Below are 16,350 nucleotides of genomic sequence, written 5' to 3' on the forward strand. Positions count from 1 at the left end.
GTTACGAGTGCTTGTTTAAATCTGGGTCGGGTTTGCCCGCGAACACACGTAACACCAGTTTTTGCACCACGTTTCCGTATGGCGGTGCAAACAACTGAATTGGGAACCAATCGCGCATTTTAAGTACCGTGCGTGCATGGCTGAGTTCACGGAAACCTTCTTCGCCGTGGTAATTACCAATACCGGAATTCCCTACTCCGCCAAAAGGCACCGAATGATTAAGCACATGCCAACCCCAGTCGTTAATGGTGACGCCACCGCTGTGGGTTTGAGTAAGCAAGGTTTCACGTTGTTCTAAGTTGTTGCTAAACAGGTAGCAAGCCAGTGGTCGAGGTCTTTGGACGATGTACTGAATCACTTCGTCGATTGAACGATAGGTATGCACTGGCAAAAGAGGCCCAAAGATCTCTTCTTGGCAGATACGCATTTCGGGTGTCAGGTTGGTAGCGACGTACAACGGTGTTTTTCGCCCTTCGCCATAATCAAGACATTGGGTAATGGTAGCCCCTTTCTCGCGTGCATCATTGAGTAAGTCATGGAAGCGTTTGTGCTGTGCCTCATCCACCAGTGCGGTGTAATCCTGATTGGCTTTGATTTCGCCATACATAGTTTGATGAGCAAGCTTTAACGCCTCTACAAAAGCCTCTTGCTTACCTTCTGGTACAAAGGCGTAATCGGGCGCGATACAGATTTGGCCAGAGTTAAAGCCCTTACCATGAGCAATACGTTCTGCTGCTTTGGTGACATCGTAATCGTCAAACACCACCACAGGTGATTTCCCCCCTAATTCGAGGGTCACAGGCGTAAGGTTCGCAGCCGCATTTGCCATGATGATCTTTCCGCTTGCTGGCGATCCGGTGAACACCAAATGATCAAAAGGTAGATGAGAGATTTCCATCGCTTCAGGATGATTGCCTTCGACAATACGCACTAAGTTCTCTGGATAAATTTCTCCGAGCATACGGCGCAGTTGACGGGTGGTTTCTGGGCAATTTGGAGGCATCTTGATCATGCAGCGGTTGCCTGCGGCTAGTGCGGTGATCATAGGACCAATAGAAAGATACAAAGGGAAGTTCCAAGGACAAATGATGCCTACCACCCCTTTAGGTTGATAACGCACTTCCAGCTTATTGCCTTTGAACAACCATTCAGTAGGTCTACGGCTTGGTTTCATCCAACCTTTTAGGTGTTTGACTACATGGTTAATATCGAGAATCGGAGCCAATACATCTGCCATGATAGATTCGGTATGGCTTCGCCCCCCAAAGTCTTGGCTCATGGCCTCTGCTAGTACATCTTGATATCGGGAAAGCTGCTTTTTTAAGGCTAATAAACGATGCTTTCTCACCGTGTAACTCGATAAAGGCTCAGCTTGATATGCTGATTTCAATTCATCGAACCACTTTTCGAGTTCGCTCACTGCTGGGTAATTAGTCGCTATCATTCCTTGATCGCGTAGCACTTCCTTATCTTGCTTTGCCAGTACATTCATGTTTCTCTCCAACTGTGCAATTTATTCAATTACAACATTTTGATAACATGTCGCACAGGTTACAAAAAGACAATAAACGGTGATATTCGGACAGCTTTGCGACAAACATGACTGAATAACATCCCAATACCCGCTAGGATTGATCCAAATGTAAAGGGGGCAACGATGGAATACACCGCTGTTTATGAGCCAGATACCCAAGCTTGTGGTGTTTTGGATTTGCAATTACTCAATCGCTATCTAGAGCCGAGTGTGAGTATTGAGGCCTTACTCGCAGGCAGTGGCATCAATGCGCCTCAGCTTTACGCTCCCGATACCCACATTACCCTCGCGCAAAAACTGGCAGTATTTAGCAATGCTTTGGCTCAATCAGACGAGCCCGGACTTGGGTTAAAAGTGGGACAGCAAGCAAGGTTCAGTGACTTTGGGGTGCTAGGTTATGCGGTGTTCAGTAGCAATACCCTACTCGATGCCCTCATGATGGGGTTTAAGTACCTAAGACTTGCTGGCCCTGTGCTAAAGAAGAAGATGTGGGTGGAAGATAATTCTGGTTACTTTCGCGCAGAGCAACTGATAGACCTACAATCGCTCTTACCGTTTTGTTGTGAATACTGGTTTGCGGCCATTCAGAATCTTTGTGAAGAAGTCATGCAGAAGCCCTTCCCTTCAACTGTTATCCGTTTCCCTTATCCAGAACCTGAGTACAGCGAGCTGTATGAACAAGTGTTTCACTGCAAAATTGAGTTCAACAGTAATCAATTAGAATGGCAGTTCGATGCCACCAGCTTGTTTGAACCGTTGCCCGCAGCCAATACCATGACATTGCAGATGTGCTTAAAGTCATGCGATGAAATGCTAGCAAAAGTGAGTGGCAATGCTAGTTTGAAAGAAAAGATCACCCAGATGTTCGTCGAAAGACCAGGCAGCTACCCTTCAATAGAAGCCCTATCTGCTGAGCTAGGTATGTCCTCAAGAACATTGCGACGTCATCTCAAATCGGAAGAAACCAGCTATCAGCAAATCCTTGATCATGTTCGCTTCCACTTGGCTCGTCATTACCTTGCATCAACACAAATGAGCGTCGAAGAGATCTCGGAACGCATTGGTTTCTCAGACAGTGCGAACTTCCGTCATGCTTTTCGTAAATGGAGCGGCAACTCACCAAAACAATATCGTCAAGAAGCCAATCTTGCGACTTAAGCTTTGATGCAACAGATACAAAAACGCCCGCATTCATTGCGGGCGTTTTATTAGATTCGGAGTTTACGATTCAAACTCTTCAATCATCTCTTGCGCTTCGGTCTTAGGCTTATCCGTTTGACCAAAACCACGCAGACCAACTACGTGTACATGCTCGTGGTCTTTGAACACCTTACGCACCAGTTTGTAGGTCGTACCTTTCTCTGGGCTGATGTTTTCTGGTGCCGCGATAAGAAGCTGCATATCCAGGCGGTCACACAATTCGAACAACGTCGCGATAGACTTAGCATCCAGACGCGCTGCTTCATCCAAGAAGAGCAGACGACAAGGTACAATGTCTTTGCTGCGTAGACGACGAGACTCTTCTTCCCAGCTTTGAACAACCATCAGTAGGATTGACTGACCAGTACCGATCGCCTCACCTGTTGATAGCGCGCCAGACTCAGCCTGTAGCCAACCATCTGTACCACGGTTCACTTCTACACTTAGCTCTAGGTAGTTACGGTAATCCAGTAGCTCTTCACCCAGAACCTGAGGAGAACGTTGACCCATATCGATATGCGGGTTCACACGTTGGAACAGCTTCGCCATTGCTTCAGAGAAGGTAAAGCGAGTCGATTCAAACAGATCTTTATGCTGCTCTTGTTGTGTCGCTAGACCGTTCAGTAGCACTTCGTGACTTTCGCGGATCTTCACGTTTAGACGTACGCCCTTCACCTGACCAAACGAAATGTTCGACAGGCCTTGGTTCAGCATACGAATACGGTTTTGCTCACGCTGAATCGTCTTCTTGATGATACTCGCTACTGACTCAGAGCTGATCGCTAGGCGGTTTTCACGTTGCGTTAGCTCTTCCGTTAGACGCGCTAGCTCCACTTCCATCTCTTCGATTGCTTCAACTGGATCATCAGTACGGATGATATCCTGACGAATGCGCTCACGAAGGTGTTGGTATACCGCAATGTAGAACAGAACTTTGCGCTCTGGACGTGCGTTGTCTTCTGATAGACGCAGTGCATCACGTAGGTCGTCATTGTTTGCAACCGCTAGACGCAGCGCACCCAATGATTTATCCGACATTGAACGCAGTTCATCCGCTGACATGTAAGCCAGTTCACGCTTGTGTAGACGACGCTCAACATCGTTCTCACGCGCCAAACGAAGTACTGAACACCAGCCAGCTTTAGCAGCAACCACGAACGTACGCAGCTCAACGTATTCTTTCTGAACTTTCTTCAGACGTTTCGCCAAACCTTTCATCTCTAGCTCAGTAGAGGTGATCGTACGCTCGTATTCGCTCTTACGGCTGCGAGACGTGTGTAGACGCTCATGCAATTCATCACGACGACGCATTGCACGTTCTTCTGCACCTTCGTCCGCATTAACGCCAAACTCTTGAAGTTCTTGTTTGAACTCTTGGACTGTTTCCAGTTTTGCTTGGTGTGAACTCTTCAATGACGCCAATACTTGGTTGTATTGGTTCATTTGACCTTGTGATTGCTTTAGCTCTTCACGAGAGCGAGTACGCATTTGTTCAGCTTGAACCAATTTCGCTTTTAGCTGCTCGCTCAATTCGCTGCTCTTGTTCAGTAGGTCTACTGAATCTGAGTAAGCGAAGTAGTGGCGACGCTCAACGAGATCTGAAAGTGCAAATATTTGCTTCTTAAGATCTTGTAGCTGTTCGTCTGCCGCTTTGTATTCTGCTTCTAGCGCATCGAATTGCTCTGGATCGGCATCTAGGGCAACTGCGACTTTTTCCAGTTCCGCCACCGCTTTCGCGTGGTTATTTAGGAAAGCTTTTGCTTCTGAAAGCTGGGCGATTTTCTCTTCCAACTCATCAAAGCGTGCTTGCAGCGACTCATCTTCAATCAGCGCCATGTTTGGTGCTAGCTTGTCTAGAGAAGACAACGCTTGCTTGCTGGTTTGAAGCTGAGAACGTTGTTGTTGCTCTTTCGCATCCAGATCAGCCAGTACGCGAGCGATTTGGTTACGCTTGTCACGAATGGTCGCCAGTGCTTGCTCTGGGTCAGCTTCGAATGCGACTTGAATGTGGCTTGCCACAAACTGGTTAAACGCTTGATACAGACGCTGCATCTTTTGCGAATCGAATGCCGCTTTCGCGTGCTTCTCAACCACTTCTTCACGTTCGTTGCGCAGTAGCTCTAAACGTTGCTCACGTGCTGCACGGCCAAACAATGGGATTTCAGGCAAGCGAGAGTAACGCATTTGGCGATCGTTCATACGAACGCAAACCGCGCCTTCTAGCTCTTCTGCGTCGAATGAGCTGTCATCAAAGGCATCGATGTCGCCTTCAATGATGTACAAGTCTTCTGGACAATCGTCTAGCTCTACCAGTTTCTCTTCGATACCAGATAGGTCAGAAACAACGATAGCGTGACGAGCCGGGCCGTACATCGCACTAAAGTAAGGCGCGTCATCAATCGTGATGTCATCGTAGATCTCAGACAGCAATACGCCGCCTAGAGTATCAGCCAAACCTTTCAGGCGAGGGTCGTTTGAACCACCAGGAGAAGCAAGACGCTCAATCTCAGAGTCAAGTTGGCTGCGACGCTCTGCCAGTTTATCTTTTGCCAGAGAAAGGGTCTTCTCTTGCTCAAGCACCACTTGCATTTGGCTCATGACTGACTGGCTATCTTCTAGCTCAGCGCCACTTTGCTCACGCAGTTTTTCTAGCGCATCGTTCGCCGCAATCCATGTTGGAGCAATGGCTTCTAGCTTGTTGATTTCCGCTGCTGCATCTTGCTCTAGACGACGCTGTCCGCTGCGTTGCTCACGCACGTCTTCCTGCGTCATTTCTAGCGAATCGATTTGCATCGCGTGACGCTCACGTTCTTGTTCAAACGTGATTTCGTCAGTCAGTTCAACATGGAACTGCTTTTGGTATTCGTTGACTAGCTCACGCGCTTGACGTTGCTGGTTAAGGCTACGCTCAAGGTCACGATGCTGTGCACGCCATTGTTGTTCGTTTTGCGCGACTTGCTGAGATTCACGCGCTTTCGCAATTGCGGTTTTCGCATGTTCAGACGCGTCTTTACGCTCAACTTGACCAACGATGCTTTGTACCAGGTTAAGCGCCGTTTCGAACTGCTCTGCTGCTGCAGAAGACATGTCCAGTTTGTGCTTAACCGATAGCAACGCGTTTGTGCTTTCTGATTCTTTGCTCTTAAGTTCAGAGACAAGGGCTTGTGCCGATTCTGCCGTTAGGCTGTCATCGCCAAGTAGTTGCTTCGCTTTTTCCAGCGCTTGAACCGCTTGTTGGTATTGAAGTGCACGAGTTTGTTGAACGTCGAGTGCTTGTTGGTAGTCAGCCAGCTGCGTCTTAAGGCTATCCACCTCTTCTTCCGCAACGGTCGCTTGCTCTTCCACCATCATCACGCGTTCTTGCGCTTCTTCCACGACCATCATCTGTTCTTCAAGGCGCTCACTTAGCTCTTCAAGATCTTCTTGGTAGCGTTCGATCTTCTCTTGCTGACGCAGTGCGTTTTGCACCAGCTGCAAGTGGTCAGAAGCCGCTTGGTAATCTTGCTCTAGCGCAGATTCCGACTCGATCAACAGTTCTAACTCTTCTTGAACGCGGTTAAGCAGGTTGTTTTGCTCAACGAGAGTTTCACGAGAACCAAATAGCTCTGTACGCAATGACAGCGTTTTATCCAGCTTGTTACGACGATCATTCGCGTGGCGCATGTAGTCCGCCGCCACGTAGTTAGTCGACTCTGTGATCAAGTGTTTGAACAAGTCACGGTCTGCTTGCGTGGTTTTGATCGCTTCTAGCGTCATGCGGTTTTCACGCAGCGCCGATTCCATATCTTGGAACGCTTTCTTCACGCCGCCGTTTTGTGGCAGAAGGTAGTCACGTAGCGAGCGTGTAATTGCACTTGAGATACCGCCGTAAAGCGATGCTTCGATCAGGCGGTAGAATTTAGAACGGTCACCAGAGTTACGCAGTTTCTTCGGAATAACACCGAATTCAAACATTTGCGCGTGGTAATCCACGATAGAAGAGAAGGCTTTAAATTGAACGCCTTCAAATTCTGCGATCGATTCTTTTACTTCGTTGATTTGACGTACACGAGCTTGAGTCGCTGATACGCTTTCAATCAAGATATCCGTTGGTTTCACATGGCTTGGAAGACCTTGGATAACAAACGGTTTGATGTCTACTTTCTTATCACGACCCGCAACTTGCTGCAGTTTTACTGCGAACAATAGGCGTTGGTTACGTGAGTTCACCACGTCTAGCGCCGCATAACATGCGCCCGGCTGTAGCTTACCGTACAAACCTTTGTCGCGAGACGACTGGCTGCTGCCTGCTTCTGTCGTGTTACGGAAGTGCAGTAGCGTTTGGTCAGGAATCAATGCGGTGATGAACGCCGCCATTGTGGTTGATTTACCTGCACCGTTACCTCCTGAGAGCGTGGTGACCAGACCATCGATGTCAAACGTACGGGCAAAGAAGCCGTTCCAGTTGACCATGGTCAGCGATTGGTATTTACCGCGTTCAATCATGCTCATGCTTCACCCTCTTCTGTTGTTTCTTCTTGGGCTTGGTCGTCTTGATCTTCTTCAGACAATAGGCTGCCTTGGCTTGGTTCTTTGGTGTGCACTACCGCTTCACCATCACGGATCAGACGCAGTTGCGCTTCACGCATGTCATCGCCAATACGTACATCGGCACCAAAGCGGAATACCGCTTCACTGATGCTGAATTTACCGGTTTCACCGATGTTGATGATCATGCCTAGACGGCGCAGACGACGAAGTGACGTACGTACTTTTTCAAACAGCTTTTCTTTATCAAGGTCAGAACCAGTCGCACGGTTCGTCACTAGCTTCATCAGCTTGTTTTCATCTGCTAGAGCAAGCAGTTCGTCGTACAGCTCTTGGTTAGTGAAGATGCCTTCGTGCGCAAGACGCTCTGGGCTTAGGTAAAGGAAACACAGAACCTTGCCCACCAGCATGTCCAGTTCAGAAAGAACACTACGGCCAATCAGAGATGTTGAACGTGGACGAAGGTAGAAGAAACCTTCTGGCGCTTTCACCAATTCGGTGTTGTAGCGTTGGTAGAAAGAAGAAAGCTCAAGTTCGAAATCCGACAACAACGCGTGGTTGTCTAGATCTTCACTGGAGATATGACGCCCTGCTCGAAGCATGCTGTCTAGCGCTGGGAACAGAGGGTTAGAAATTGCTTTTGCCAGATTCTCTGACATGTATTCATTAGTATCGGTCGATGACATTCGCTTGTACCTTTGCCCCAAATTCGTTGATTGCTTTCCAGTCTGGCTGAACAGCTTGGTAGTCGGATTCTGAGTAACCCAGACGTACCGCCTGATCAACGACAATGCGAGCTAAATCAAAGTGATGAGTGTATGGGTGCTGTGCAAGGTAATCTCGCAGAACCACGCTCAAATCGATTGGTGTGCCTTGATCTTTATGCGCTTTCAGCATGTCACCAATTCGCTCTGCCAACTCATCATTGACTTGTTGAAACTCTTCGTATTCTACTTCCATCGGAACTTGACCCGTTACCTCGTCATCACGCAGTACTAGGGCTTCATCACGAAGGTCAGAAAGCCTTTCCGCATCTGCATAAGTCAGATACCAAGGCGCATCGAAGTAATCTTTGACGGATTGACGCAGACGCGAGCTAAACGCACGGTTCTTATCCATATCAATGGCAGTACGGATAAACTTGTGTACGTGTCGGTCGTAACCAATCCAGAGGTCGATCGCTTGCTGGCCCCAGCTTGTGATTCGGTCCAGCTTCATTTGTAGACCAAACAAGGCTTCTTCGATAAACTCAAGCTCAGGATCACCGTAAACAATTTCTTGAATATCTAGGATCTGAGTTTGCAGCTCATCACTGGCAGCTTGCAGCGTATCTTGAAGTTCACGCAACGTGCTTGATGTTTCTGACAGTAGCGCTTCACAGTTGTTGATCGCTTCACGCCAGTCTTTATTAAGTAGATCAGCAATCTGTTGTTTTACAGACTGTTGCTGCTCATCCATCACACGTTGGTTAAGGTCGATTTGATCGAAGATCTCGCCTACAGAATATTTCAAAATTCCGTAAACGTTTTTCTTCCAGTGGCCCGGAGTGCCACCCTTTTGTGCCGCTTCAATCGCTTTTGCCATTTCATCCGCTACCATCGATAGCTGGATAGAAAGACGCAGTTTCGAGAACTCGCGATGACGCACGTAGTAGTCGGTAATTCCTATCGCTAATGGCGACAAGCGGTAAATGCTCGCTCCGTCAGTAATCTCACTGACAAAACGGCTCATAAGACGCTGCTTAACCATCTCGTTGATGGCATTGTTCGCACGGAAAGCCGAAGCTTCGCCGGTCTCATCAAAAAGTCGAGTGACGATGGCAAATGCGTCGTGCAGTTCACCTTCACCCAATTCTTCATCGAACCTTTCATTACTTAGTACAGCGATGGCAATCAAAAATGCCAATCGCTCAGTGGTCAGGTTCAACGAGAAATCGTGCTGCTTAACCCAGCCAACCAACTCATCGATTGGTTGCTCTGCAGCATTGAGAGTCATCTCACTCATCGTTATTCCTGTTTATCGTTCTTCTTAGCCCACACGTGTATGTAGCGGCCTAATGAGAGGTATGGCTCTTGTCGACAAAGTTGTTTTTCTAGCGCCAACACATCTTCAAACTCGTAATCGCCCATGTATTGCATATTACCTATGTAATCACTGAAGGAACGAATACCAGATTTGCCACAAATACTAAAACCAGAATCTTCTATCCATTGATAGACCTCTTCGGGTTTTAGGCCTTTCTGTGGCTGTAGTTTAAATCTTTTCCGGTGAGGCATGCCGTCTAAAATATGAGGAATGTTGCCACAAACCACATTTTTATAGACTAAGCCGTGGTGGTTATAGAACATAACCGAAGCAATGCCCCCCGGCTTGACCTGTTCCAAAACGGTCTCGAGTGCGGTTTTCGGGTCGACCAACCACTCCATGACGGCATGAAACATGACAAGGTCCACCTGCGTTTCCATATGGTCACCAATGGATTGGACAGGTGAATGAATCAGGCGATACTGCTCAAGCAAACCGTTTTTTTCAATATCCTGCTTTGCTAGTTGCAGCATTTCCGAAGATAGATCACATAAAGCGACATGATGTCCGAGCTTAGCAAGCTTTTGCGACAATTGTGCTAACCCACCACCCGCATCAAGGACTTGCAGGGCTTGATGGTCGGCGTCTAATTCACTTAGAATCTGTAGAAAATCTTCCCACACAATGATTTGGCGGATCTCCCCTTTATCGGAGCCGTAAATATTTTTTGCAAATTTGTGGGCGATATCGTCGAAATTGCGGTCTTCTGTCACTTCTGCTGAGTTATCATAACGGATTGTGCCGCTATTCTGTCACAAGGAAAGCAGGAATAAAGAGGGTTATCCTCATTTTTATTATCAATTGATGTTTTTTCGGACTATTTATGTATGTTTGAGCTGAAAAAAGTTATGTCAGCCTTGTTGATGCCTCTTCCGGCATTGCTAATCATAGGCTTGTTAGGTCTTGCTCTCATTAGTTTTACCACCAAACGTAAAACTGGCTGCTTTGTTGTTCTATTCTCTTTTGTCGGCATTTTTCTCGTTGCCTTCCAACCTGTTTCAACTAAGCTACTGATGCCGCTAGAGCGCGAGTACAAAGCGTTTTTACCCGTTTCTGGTACCGTCGACTATGTCATGGTTCTTGGTAATGGCCATGTGGTGGACGATGAGATCCCACCGACCTCTCAATTAAGTCGCACAGCACTGATGCGACTCACCGAGGGCATTCGTATTTTGCGCATGTACCCAGGTGCGAAGTTAATCCTGTCTGGTTATGCAGGTGGTTCTGAAATTAGCCATGCTCGTATGATGGCAAACGTCGCGCTTTCTCTTGGCGTTGCTAAATCCGATATTATTTTATTGGAAGACGCCAAAGATACGTGGGAAGAAGCTCGCCAAGCAGCCGCGTTTGTTAAGCAAAAAGACATCGTGCTCGTAACTTCGGCGAGCCACATGAAACGTGCTTTGTATGAGTTCAACGCTGCGGGTATTAAACCCATCCCTGCACCAACGAACTTTATGGCGATTGATGACATCGAGCAGCCATGGCAAAAGTACGCACCGAAAGCTCGTTACTTAGAGCAAACCGAACTGTACTGGCATGAGTATCTTGGTGGGTTATGGCAGAAACTGCGTGACAACGTAGGACAAACGCCAATGGTTGAAATAGAAGAGCCTGAAGTCGCACAACCTTAATTGCTGCCTAGCAAGAACGTTGTCGCTGATAAAACTTATCGTTAGATTGTCTTAACTGAAATCACAGACACAAAAAAGGAGAGCCGATGCTCTCCTTTTTCTTTATTGCGATGATTTAGTCACCTGCAAACATGTAGCCTTCACCGTGAACGGTCACAAAGATTTGTGGGTTCTTTGGATCAAACTCCATCTTAGCGCGCATGCGTCGAATCAGTACATCGATAGTACGATCGTTTGGCGCATCCACTCGGTGGCTGATCATATTCAAAATACGCTCGCGGCTTAGTACCTGATTCGGGTACGAAGACAGTGCCACCAATAGCTCATATTCCGCTTTGGTTAGTTTCACTGGCTCACCGTTACGGCTCAGAGCACGACGTTGAATATCAAACGTCCACTCACCGAAGCGCACAATGTGTTCTTCATTAGTGTCGTTCGCTGTTTTTTGCGAACCGCTACGTGCCGCCGAAATGCGCCACAGCAAGTTCTTAACGCGAACCAATAATTCCCTTAGTTCAAAAGGCTTTGTCACATAATCGTCTGCGCCCATTTCTAGGCCAACGATTTTGTCAATGCTATCCGTGCGTCCTGTCACTAATATGATGCCGATATCTGATTGGCTGCGTAATTCACGCGTAAGCATAAGGCCATCTTCGCCAGGCAAATTAATATCCAACATGATCAGGTCTACATCGCCACTTTGAAGCACTTCGCGCATTTCTGCCCCGCTCTCTGCTTCACTAACTTTGTAGCCTTCATTTTGGAAATAGCCCGCAAGCTTACTACGAGTTACTACATCATCTTCTACGACTAATACGTGATAGCTCATTTACACCACTTTCTGTCTTTTTTATTTTCCAAGACGTATTCTATTCATAACTAGTAACATTTCTAGTCATAGATACATTAAAAAGCAAGATTTTGCGTTTTTATTGATTCAAAGCAAGCTTATTTACAGCCATTCATAAACGCGCATATTTTCCCATAATGGATAACAATTATAGTTACTGCTATTCATCTTAATTGTTTACACTTAGGGGATAACCATTTAGGAGCAAAAAAATGCAAGAAGTGAAAGCTTTTAACGAGAAACGCGCAGAAATCTATTGGTGGTTTTCTAGCCTGTTCGCAAAAGAACTGACAGAGAAAGAACTAGAAAGCTACCACAGTGTTGAAATTCGAAGCTTTTTGGCTGGCCTTGGTGAAAATGAGTCATTAAAACCAGCTGTGGATACCCTTGTTGATGCACTTAACCGCCTACAAGATCGTGAAGACGCGCAACTTGAGTTGGCTGCAGACTTTTGTGAGCTTTTCCTTAAGACAGAAAAGCACGGTGCGCTGCCTTATGCCTCTATGTACATCGGCCAATCTGGTCTGCTAAACGACAAGCCAGCAGAAGAGATGGAAAAACTGATGGCAGAGTTTGGCGTGCAAGTTGATGAAAACCTGAAAGAGCCAGCTGACCACCTAGCGGTAGAGTTGGATTTCTTGGGTAATATGATTATTCGCTCTAACGAACTAGAGCAAGAAAAGCATATGGAAGAAGCGTTCGAAAAGCAGAACGATTTCATCCAACAGCATCTTTTGACTTGGCTACCTCAGTTTGCCGCTAAATGTAAGCAGTTCGACGAATTTGGCTTCTATGTTAGCGTTGCGCAACTATTAATTGCATTTTGTAAACTGGACAGCACCTACCTTCTTGGTGAATAATTGCCGCCTATTTTAGGGAGCCTGCTATTTAGGCTCCCTATTTTATTCGTTTAGTTTTAATCTGGCTTAAAGAAACCCAACCAATTTAGCCGTGAAAATGTGACCTCAAGGGCACAAAACAACCGCTGAAAATATTGCCAGCCTGCCCACATCAGTCTAAAATGTGAGCGCAAACGATTAAATATGATTTATATGTAAACCGCTGAAATATAGCGGTTTTTGTGTTTTCTTAACATGATTGCTGACTAATTCCTCACTTATAAAAGAAGGGAATATGAGTCTCAGCAACAAATGTTGCTACAAATCTTTTTATACCGATTCGGAACAACCACTGCCAAATATCTCAGCAATGCCCTTTCTTGCAGTTGCTCGGTTTGTGCAAGACCCTAAGCGTATGGTTGTCTTCACTCACGGTATTCAGTAGCTCGATACAGGACATCATTTATGGCCACTATTAAAGACGTTGCTCGCTTAGCCGGCGTTTCTACCACAACGGTTTCGCACGTAATTAACAAAACTCGCTTTGTTGCAGAAGCAACCCAAGAAAAAGTAATGAAAGCGGTTGATGAACTAAATTACGCGCCAAGCGCCGTTGCTCGTAGCTTGAAGTGCAACTCTACTCGTACTATCGGTATGTTAGTTACTCAATCAACCAACCTATTCTTCTCTGAAGTCATCGATGGTGTTGAGAGTTACTGTTACCGTCAAGGTTACACTCTAATTCTTTGTAACACGGGCGGTATCTACGAGAAGCAACGTGACTACATCCGCATGCTAGCTGAGAAACGCGTAGATGGCATCCTAGTAATGTGTTCTGACTTGACGGAAGAGCTAAAAGAGATGCTAGACCGCCATTCTGACATTCCAAAAGTTGTGATGGACTGGGGCCCTGAGAGCTCACAGGCAGATAAGATCATCGATAACTCGGAAGAAGGCGGCTACATCGCGACGAAATACCTGATCGATAACGGTCACACTGACATCGCATGTTTGAGCGGTCATTTTGAAAAAGCGGCGTGCCAAGAGCGTATCGCTGGTTACCGCCGAGCGATGGCGGAAGCAAACCTAACGGTTAACGAAGATTGGGTTCTTGAAGGTAACTTTGAGTGTGATACTGCTGTACTGGCGGCAGATAACATCACTGCAATGGAAAAACGCCCAACGGCTGTCTTCTGCTTTAACGACACAATGGCGCTAGGCTTAATGAGCCGCTTGCAGCAAAACGGTATCAAAGTACCGGATGATGTATCCGTGATCGGTTACGACAACATTGAGCTTGCAGAATACTTTTCTCCACCGCTAACGACTATCCACCAACCAAAACGTCGTGTGGGTAAAAACGCATTTGAGATCCTTTTGGAGCGCATCAAAGACAAAGAACACGAGAAACGTGTGTTCGAGATGCAACCAGAGATCGTTGTTCGCAACACGGTTAAGAAACTAAACTAACCTCATCTGCGAACTCATTTTACAAAGCGCTCTTATGGGCGCTTTTTTAATGCCTAAAAATAACTTTCCCTTAATATTTCAGTTCAAGAATACAACCTTAAACTTCGATAAGTTGCTGTTTTAATTAAGGTGTAGTCCATTTCCTACATCAAGCTTTTGTATGACAAGTAGATGCTCAGCAATATGAAACAAAACACATCAATTTAACGCTATTAACTGAACCAAGATCACACTTTTATATTTGAAACGTGATGTTAATTCAATATACGAAGTATTCTCAAAGAGTCACGCACAGGGCAAACCATTCGAAAGGGTGGGACGCAAAGCCTCCGGCCTGAACCATCTTATTAGATGGAAGGTAGCGGGGTTACCGATGGCAAATATGCATTAAGTGAGTTTACCCTTTAATGACATTGTGTCTGCATGCATTTGCTAATCTCTCGGACCTGATTTTTGGTGGCGTAATATTAATTACACCGAGATAACACATCATGGATAAACCGATACTCAAAGACTCAATGAAGCTGTTTGAGGCACTTGGTAATATCAAGTCGCGCTCAATGTTTGGCGGCTTTGGGCTCTTCGCCGATGAAACGATGTTTGCACTAGTTGTGAACAATCAACTTCATATACGAGCTGACCAACAAACTTCATCTGACTTCGAGACTCAAGGATTAAAACCGTACGTCTACAAGAAACGTGGTTTCCCAGTTGTTACGAAATACTACGCTATTTCTGATGATCTATGGGATTCGACCGATCGCTTGATTGAAGTTGCAAAGCAATCTCTAGAGACTGCTAAGCAAGAGAAAAAACAGCAAGCGAGCACCAAACCTAACCGATTGAAAGACCTTCCTAATCTACGCCTTGCAACTGAACGTATGCTGAAGAAAGCAGGCATTGACTCTGTCGAGCAACTAGAAGAAGAAGGTGCCCTAAACGCTTATAAAGCAATCCAAGATACGCATGCCTCTACGGTAAGCCTTGAATTGTTGTGGGCGCTTGAAGGCGCTATCAACGGAACACATTGGAGCGTCGTACCTCAGTCTCGCCGGGAAGAGTTGATGAGTGCTCTCTCGTAGAGCAATCATTTCAGCATGACATTGAGTAAAAACCGCAGTTTTCACACTGCGGTTTTTTTTTGAAATTTTTTCTTACTCCATTCTGTCTTATTATTTAAGAAGCCAAACGGAGCCATTGATATGAATAAGAAACTGATTTTAGGACTGATCCTACTCGCGACCATCATCTTTTTAGGTGTCAACTTCGGTCAATATTTAACGCTAGAAAACGCAAAAGCACAGCAACAAGCGTTAAACAGTTTCATTGACCAAAACTTCGTGTTTGCCGCCGCTACCTATTTCTTTGCTTATATTGCTATCACCGCCTTTTCTATTCCTGGAGCTGCGGTTGTAACGCTTTTGGGTGCCGCCTTGTTTGGTTTTTGGACGAGTTTACTTTTAGTGTCTTTTGCCAGCACAATCGGTGCAACCATTGCGTTTTTAAGCAGCCGTTACCTGTTGCGTGAATGGGTACAAAGCAAGTTCGGTAATAAGTTAAATGCCATTAACCAAGGTGTAGAAAAAGACGGCGCTTTTTACCTTTTCTCTCTACGTTTAATTCCGGTATTTCCGTTTTTCTTGATCAACTTGCTGATGGGGCTAACACCAATGTCAGTCGCACGATTCTACCTAACCAGCCAAATCGGTATGTTGCCAGGTACTGCCGTCTACCTAAATGCAGGTACACAGCTCGCCACTATCGACAGTCTTTCAGGAATTGTGTCACCAACCGTATTAGCGTCGTTTGCTCTGCTCGGCTTGTTCCCAATCATCGCAAAATGGGTTATGAATAAAGTTCGTCCAGCCCAAGTTCAAAACGGAAATGCTTAATGAAGATATACATCGCTAAAAATCCTGCAGAAGCTCATATCGTCTGTGAGCTTCTCAAAACCGAACAGATAGCTTGTGAAGTAAGAGGTGAGGGAATGTTCGCCTTAAAAGGTGAGTTGCCATTTAGCGATGATACAGACCCGTATGTTTGGCTTTTACATCCGGAGCAGAAACTAAAAGCATCTACCATTGTTGAAGATTATCTCCAACAAGCGGAATTGACTTATCAAGACTGGCAGTGCCCGCAGTGTTCAGAACAAAACGAAGGCCAGTTTGGTGCGTGTTGGCAATGTGGATATCAAATAGGGGAGCCATAACG

General features: G+C 46.1%; 13 protein-coding genes and 1 riboswitch. Of the genes, 7 read left to right on the top strand and 6 right to left on the bottom strand.

All coding sequences use genetic code 11. From position 1 onward, the window contains the following. Nucleotide 1 precedes the first annotated feature (1 nt). Entirely contained in the window at nucleotides 2–1,492 is a 1,491-nt protein-coding gene (locus A9237_RS03130) for a coniferyl aldehyde dehydrogenase (protein ID WP_078607656.1), read from the bottom strand. 165 nt (nucleotides 1,493–1,657) lie between these two features. Between A9237_RS03130 and A9237_RS03135 the strand changes: the two genes are divergently transcribed. After that, nucleotides 1,658–2,692, top strand: a complete 1,035-nt coding sequence (locus A9237_RS03135) for an AraC family transcriptional regulator (RefSeq protein ID WP_078607657.1) — start codon at nucleotides 1,658–1,660, stop codon at nucleotides 2,690–2,692. A gap of 63 nt (nucleotides 2,693–2,755) precedes the next feature. On the opposite strand, the gene mukB is transcribed toward A9237_RS03135, so the two are convergent. Genes mukB through cmoM form a run of 4 tightly spaced genes read right to left on the bottom strand, consistent with a single transcriptional unit; the run spans nucleotide 2,756 to nucleotide 10,059 of the window. Next, on the bottom strand, nucleotides 2,756–7,219 hold the full coding sequence (gene mukB / locus A9237_RS03140; protein ID WP_078608701.1) for a chromosome partition protein MukB: 4,464 nt from the start codon (nucleotides 7,217–7,219) through the stop codon (nucleotides 2,756–2,758). A 2-nt stretch (nucleotides 7,220–7,221) separates the two neighbouring features. Then, nucleotides 7,222–7,947 carry a chromosome partition protein MukE gene (gene mukE, locus A9237_RS03145; protein ID WP_005378379.1) on the bottom strand — a complete coding sequence of 242 codons (726 nt, stop codon included), beginning with the start codon at nucleotides 7,945–7,947 and terminating at the stop codon, nucleotides 7,222–7,224. Next, nucleotides 7,928–9,265: a chromosome partition protein MukF gene (mukF, locus tag A9237_RS03150; RefSeq protein WP_009707095.1), complete on the bottom strand. Its 1,338-nt coding sequence runs from the start codon at nucleotides 9,263–9,265 to the stop codon at nucleotides 7,928–7,930. Before mukF ends, mukE begins: the two co-directional genes overlap by 20 nt. A 2-nt stretch (nucleotides 9,266–9,267) precedes the next feature. Continuing rightward, nucleotides 9,268–10,059 (bottom strand): tRNA uridine 5-oxyacetic acid(34) methyltransferase CmoM, encoded by a 792-nt coding sequence (gene cmoM / locus A9237_RS03155; RefSeq protein ID WP_005441671.1) that lies wholly within the window; start codon nucleotides 10,057–10,059, stop codon nucleotides 9,268–9,270. 114 nt (nucleotides 10,060–10,173) lie between these two features. Between cmoM and elyC the strand changes: the two genes are divergently transcribed. Beyond that, nucleotides 10,174–10,980 (top strand): envelope biogenesis factor ElyC, encoded by an 807-nt coding sequence (elyC, locus tag A9237_RS03160; protein WP_038896317.1) that lies wholly within the window; start codon nucleotides 10,174–10,176, stop codon nucleotides 10,978–10,980. Between the two features lie 115 nt (nucleotides 10,981–11,095). Here the strand turns inward: elyC and torR are convergent, their stop codons facing one another. Beyond that, nucleotides 11,096–11,809, bottom strand: a complete 714-nt coding sequence (gene torR / locus A9237_RS03165) for a two-component system response regulator TorR (RefSeq protein ID WP_009707096.1) — start codon at nucleotides 11,807–11,809, stop codon at nucleotides 11,096–11,098. 233 nt (nucleotides 11,810–12,042) lie between these two features. On the opposite strand from torR, the gene torD reads away from it, so the two are divergent. The 5 genes from torD (at nucleotide 12,043) to A9237_RS03190 (ending at nucleotide 16,348) form a co-directional block, all read left to right on the top strand. Next, nucleotides 12,043–12,690: a molecular chaperone TorD gene (gene torD, locus A9237_RS03170; protein WP_009707097.1), complete on the top strand. Its 648-nt coding sequence runs from the start codon at nucleotides 12,043–12,045 to the stop codon at nucleotides 12,688–12,690. Between the two features lie 444 nt (nucleotides 12,691–13,134). Then, nucleotides 13,135–14,139 carry an HTH-type transcriptional repressor PurR gene (gene purR, locus A9237_RS03175; protein WP_005441667.1) on the top strand — a complete coding sequence of 335 codons (1,005 nt, stop codon included), beginning with the start codon at nucleotides 13,135–13,137 and terminating at the stop codon, nucleotides 14,137–14,139. Between the two features lie 285 nt (nucleotides 14,140–14,424). Then, nucleotides 14,425–14,514, top strand: a riboswitch (cyclic di-GMP riboswitch). A 116-nt stretch (nucleotides 14,515–14,630) separates the two neighbouring features. Then, a complete protein-coding gene (locus tag A9237_RS03180) occupies nucleotides 14,631–15,221 on the top strand; it encodes a TfoX/Sxy family DNA transformation protein (RefSeq protein WP_005441664.1) in 591 nt (196 codons plus the stop codon). A gap of 120 nt (nucleotides 15,222–15,341) precedes the next feature. Further along, nucleotides 15,342–16,031 carry a TVP38/TMEM64 family protein gene (locus A9237_RS03185; RefSeq protein ID WP_005441662.1) on the top strand — a complete coding sequence of 230 codons (690 nt, stop codon included), beginning with the start codon at nucleotides 15,342–15,344 and terminating at the stop codon, nucleotides 16,029–16,031. Continuing rightward, nucleotides 16,031–16,348, top strand: a complete 318-nt coding sequence (locus A9237_RS03190) for a putative signal transducing protein (RefSeq protein ID WP_078607658.1) — start codon at nucleotides 16,031–16,033, stop codon at nucleotides 16,346–16,348. Before A9237_RS03185 ends, A9237_RS03190 begins: the two co-directional genes overlap by 1 nt. Nucleotides 16,349–16,350: the final 2 nt, after the last annotated feature.

Origin of the sequence: Vibrio owensii, from assembly GCF_002021755.1 — a bacterium.
GTDB classification, from domain to species: domain Bacteria; phylum Pseudomonadota; class Gammaproteobacteria; order Enterobacterales; family Vibrionaceae; genus Vibrio; species Vibrio owensii.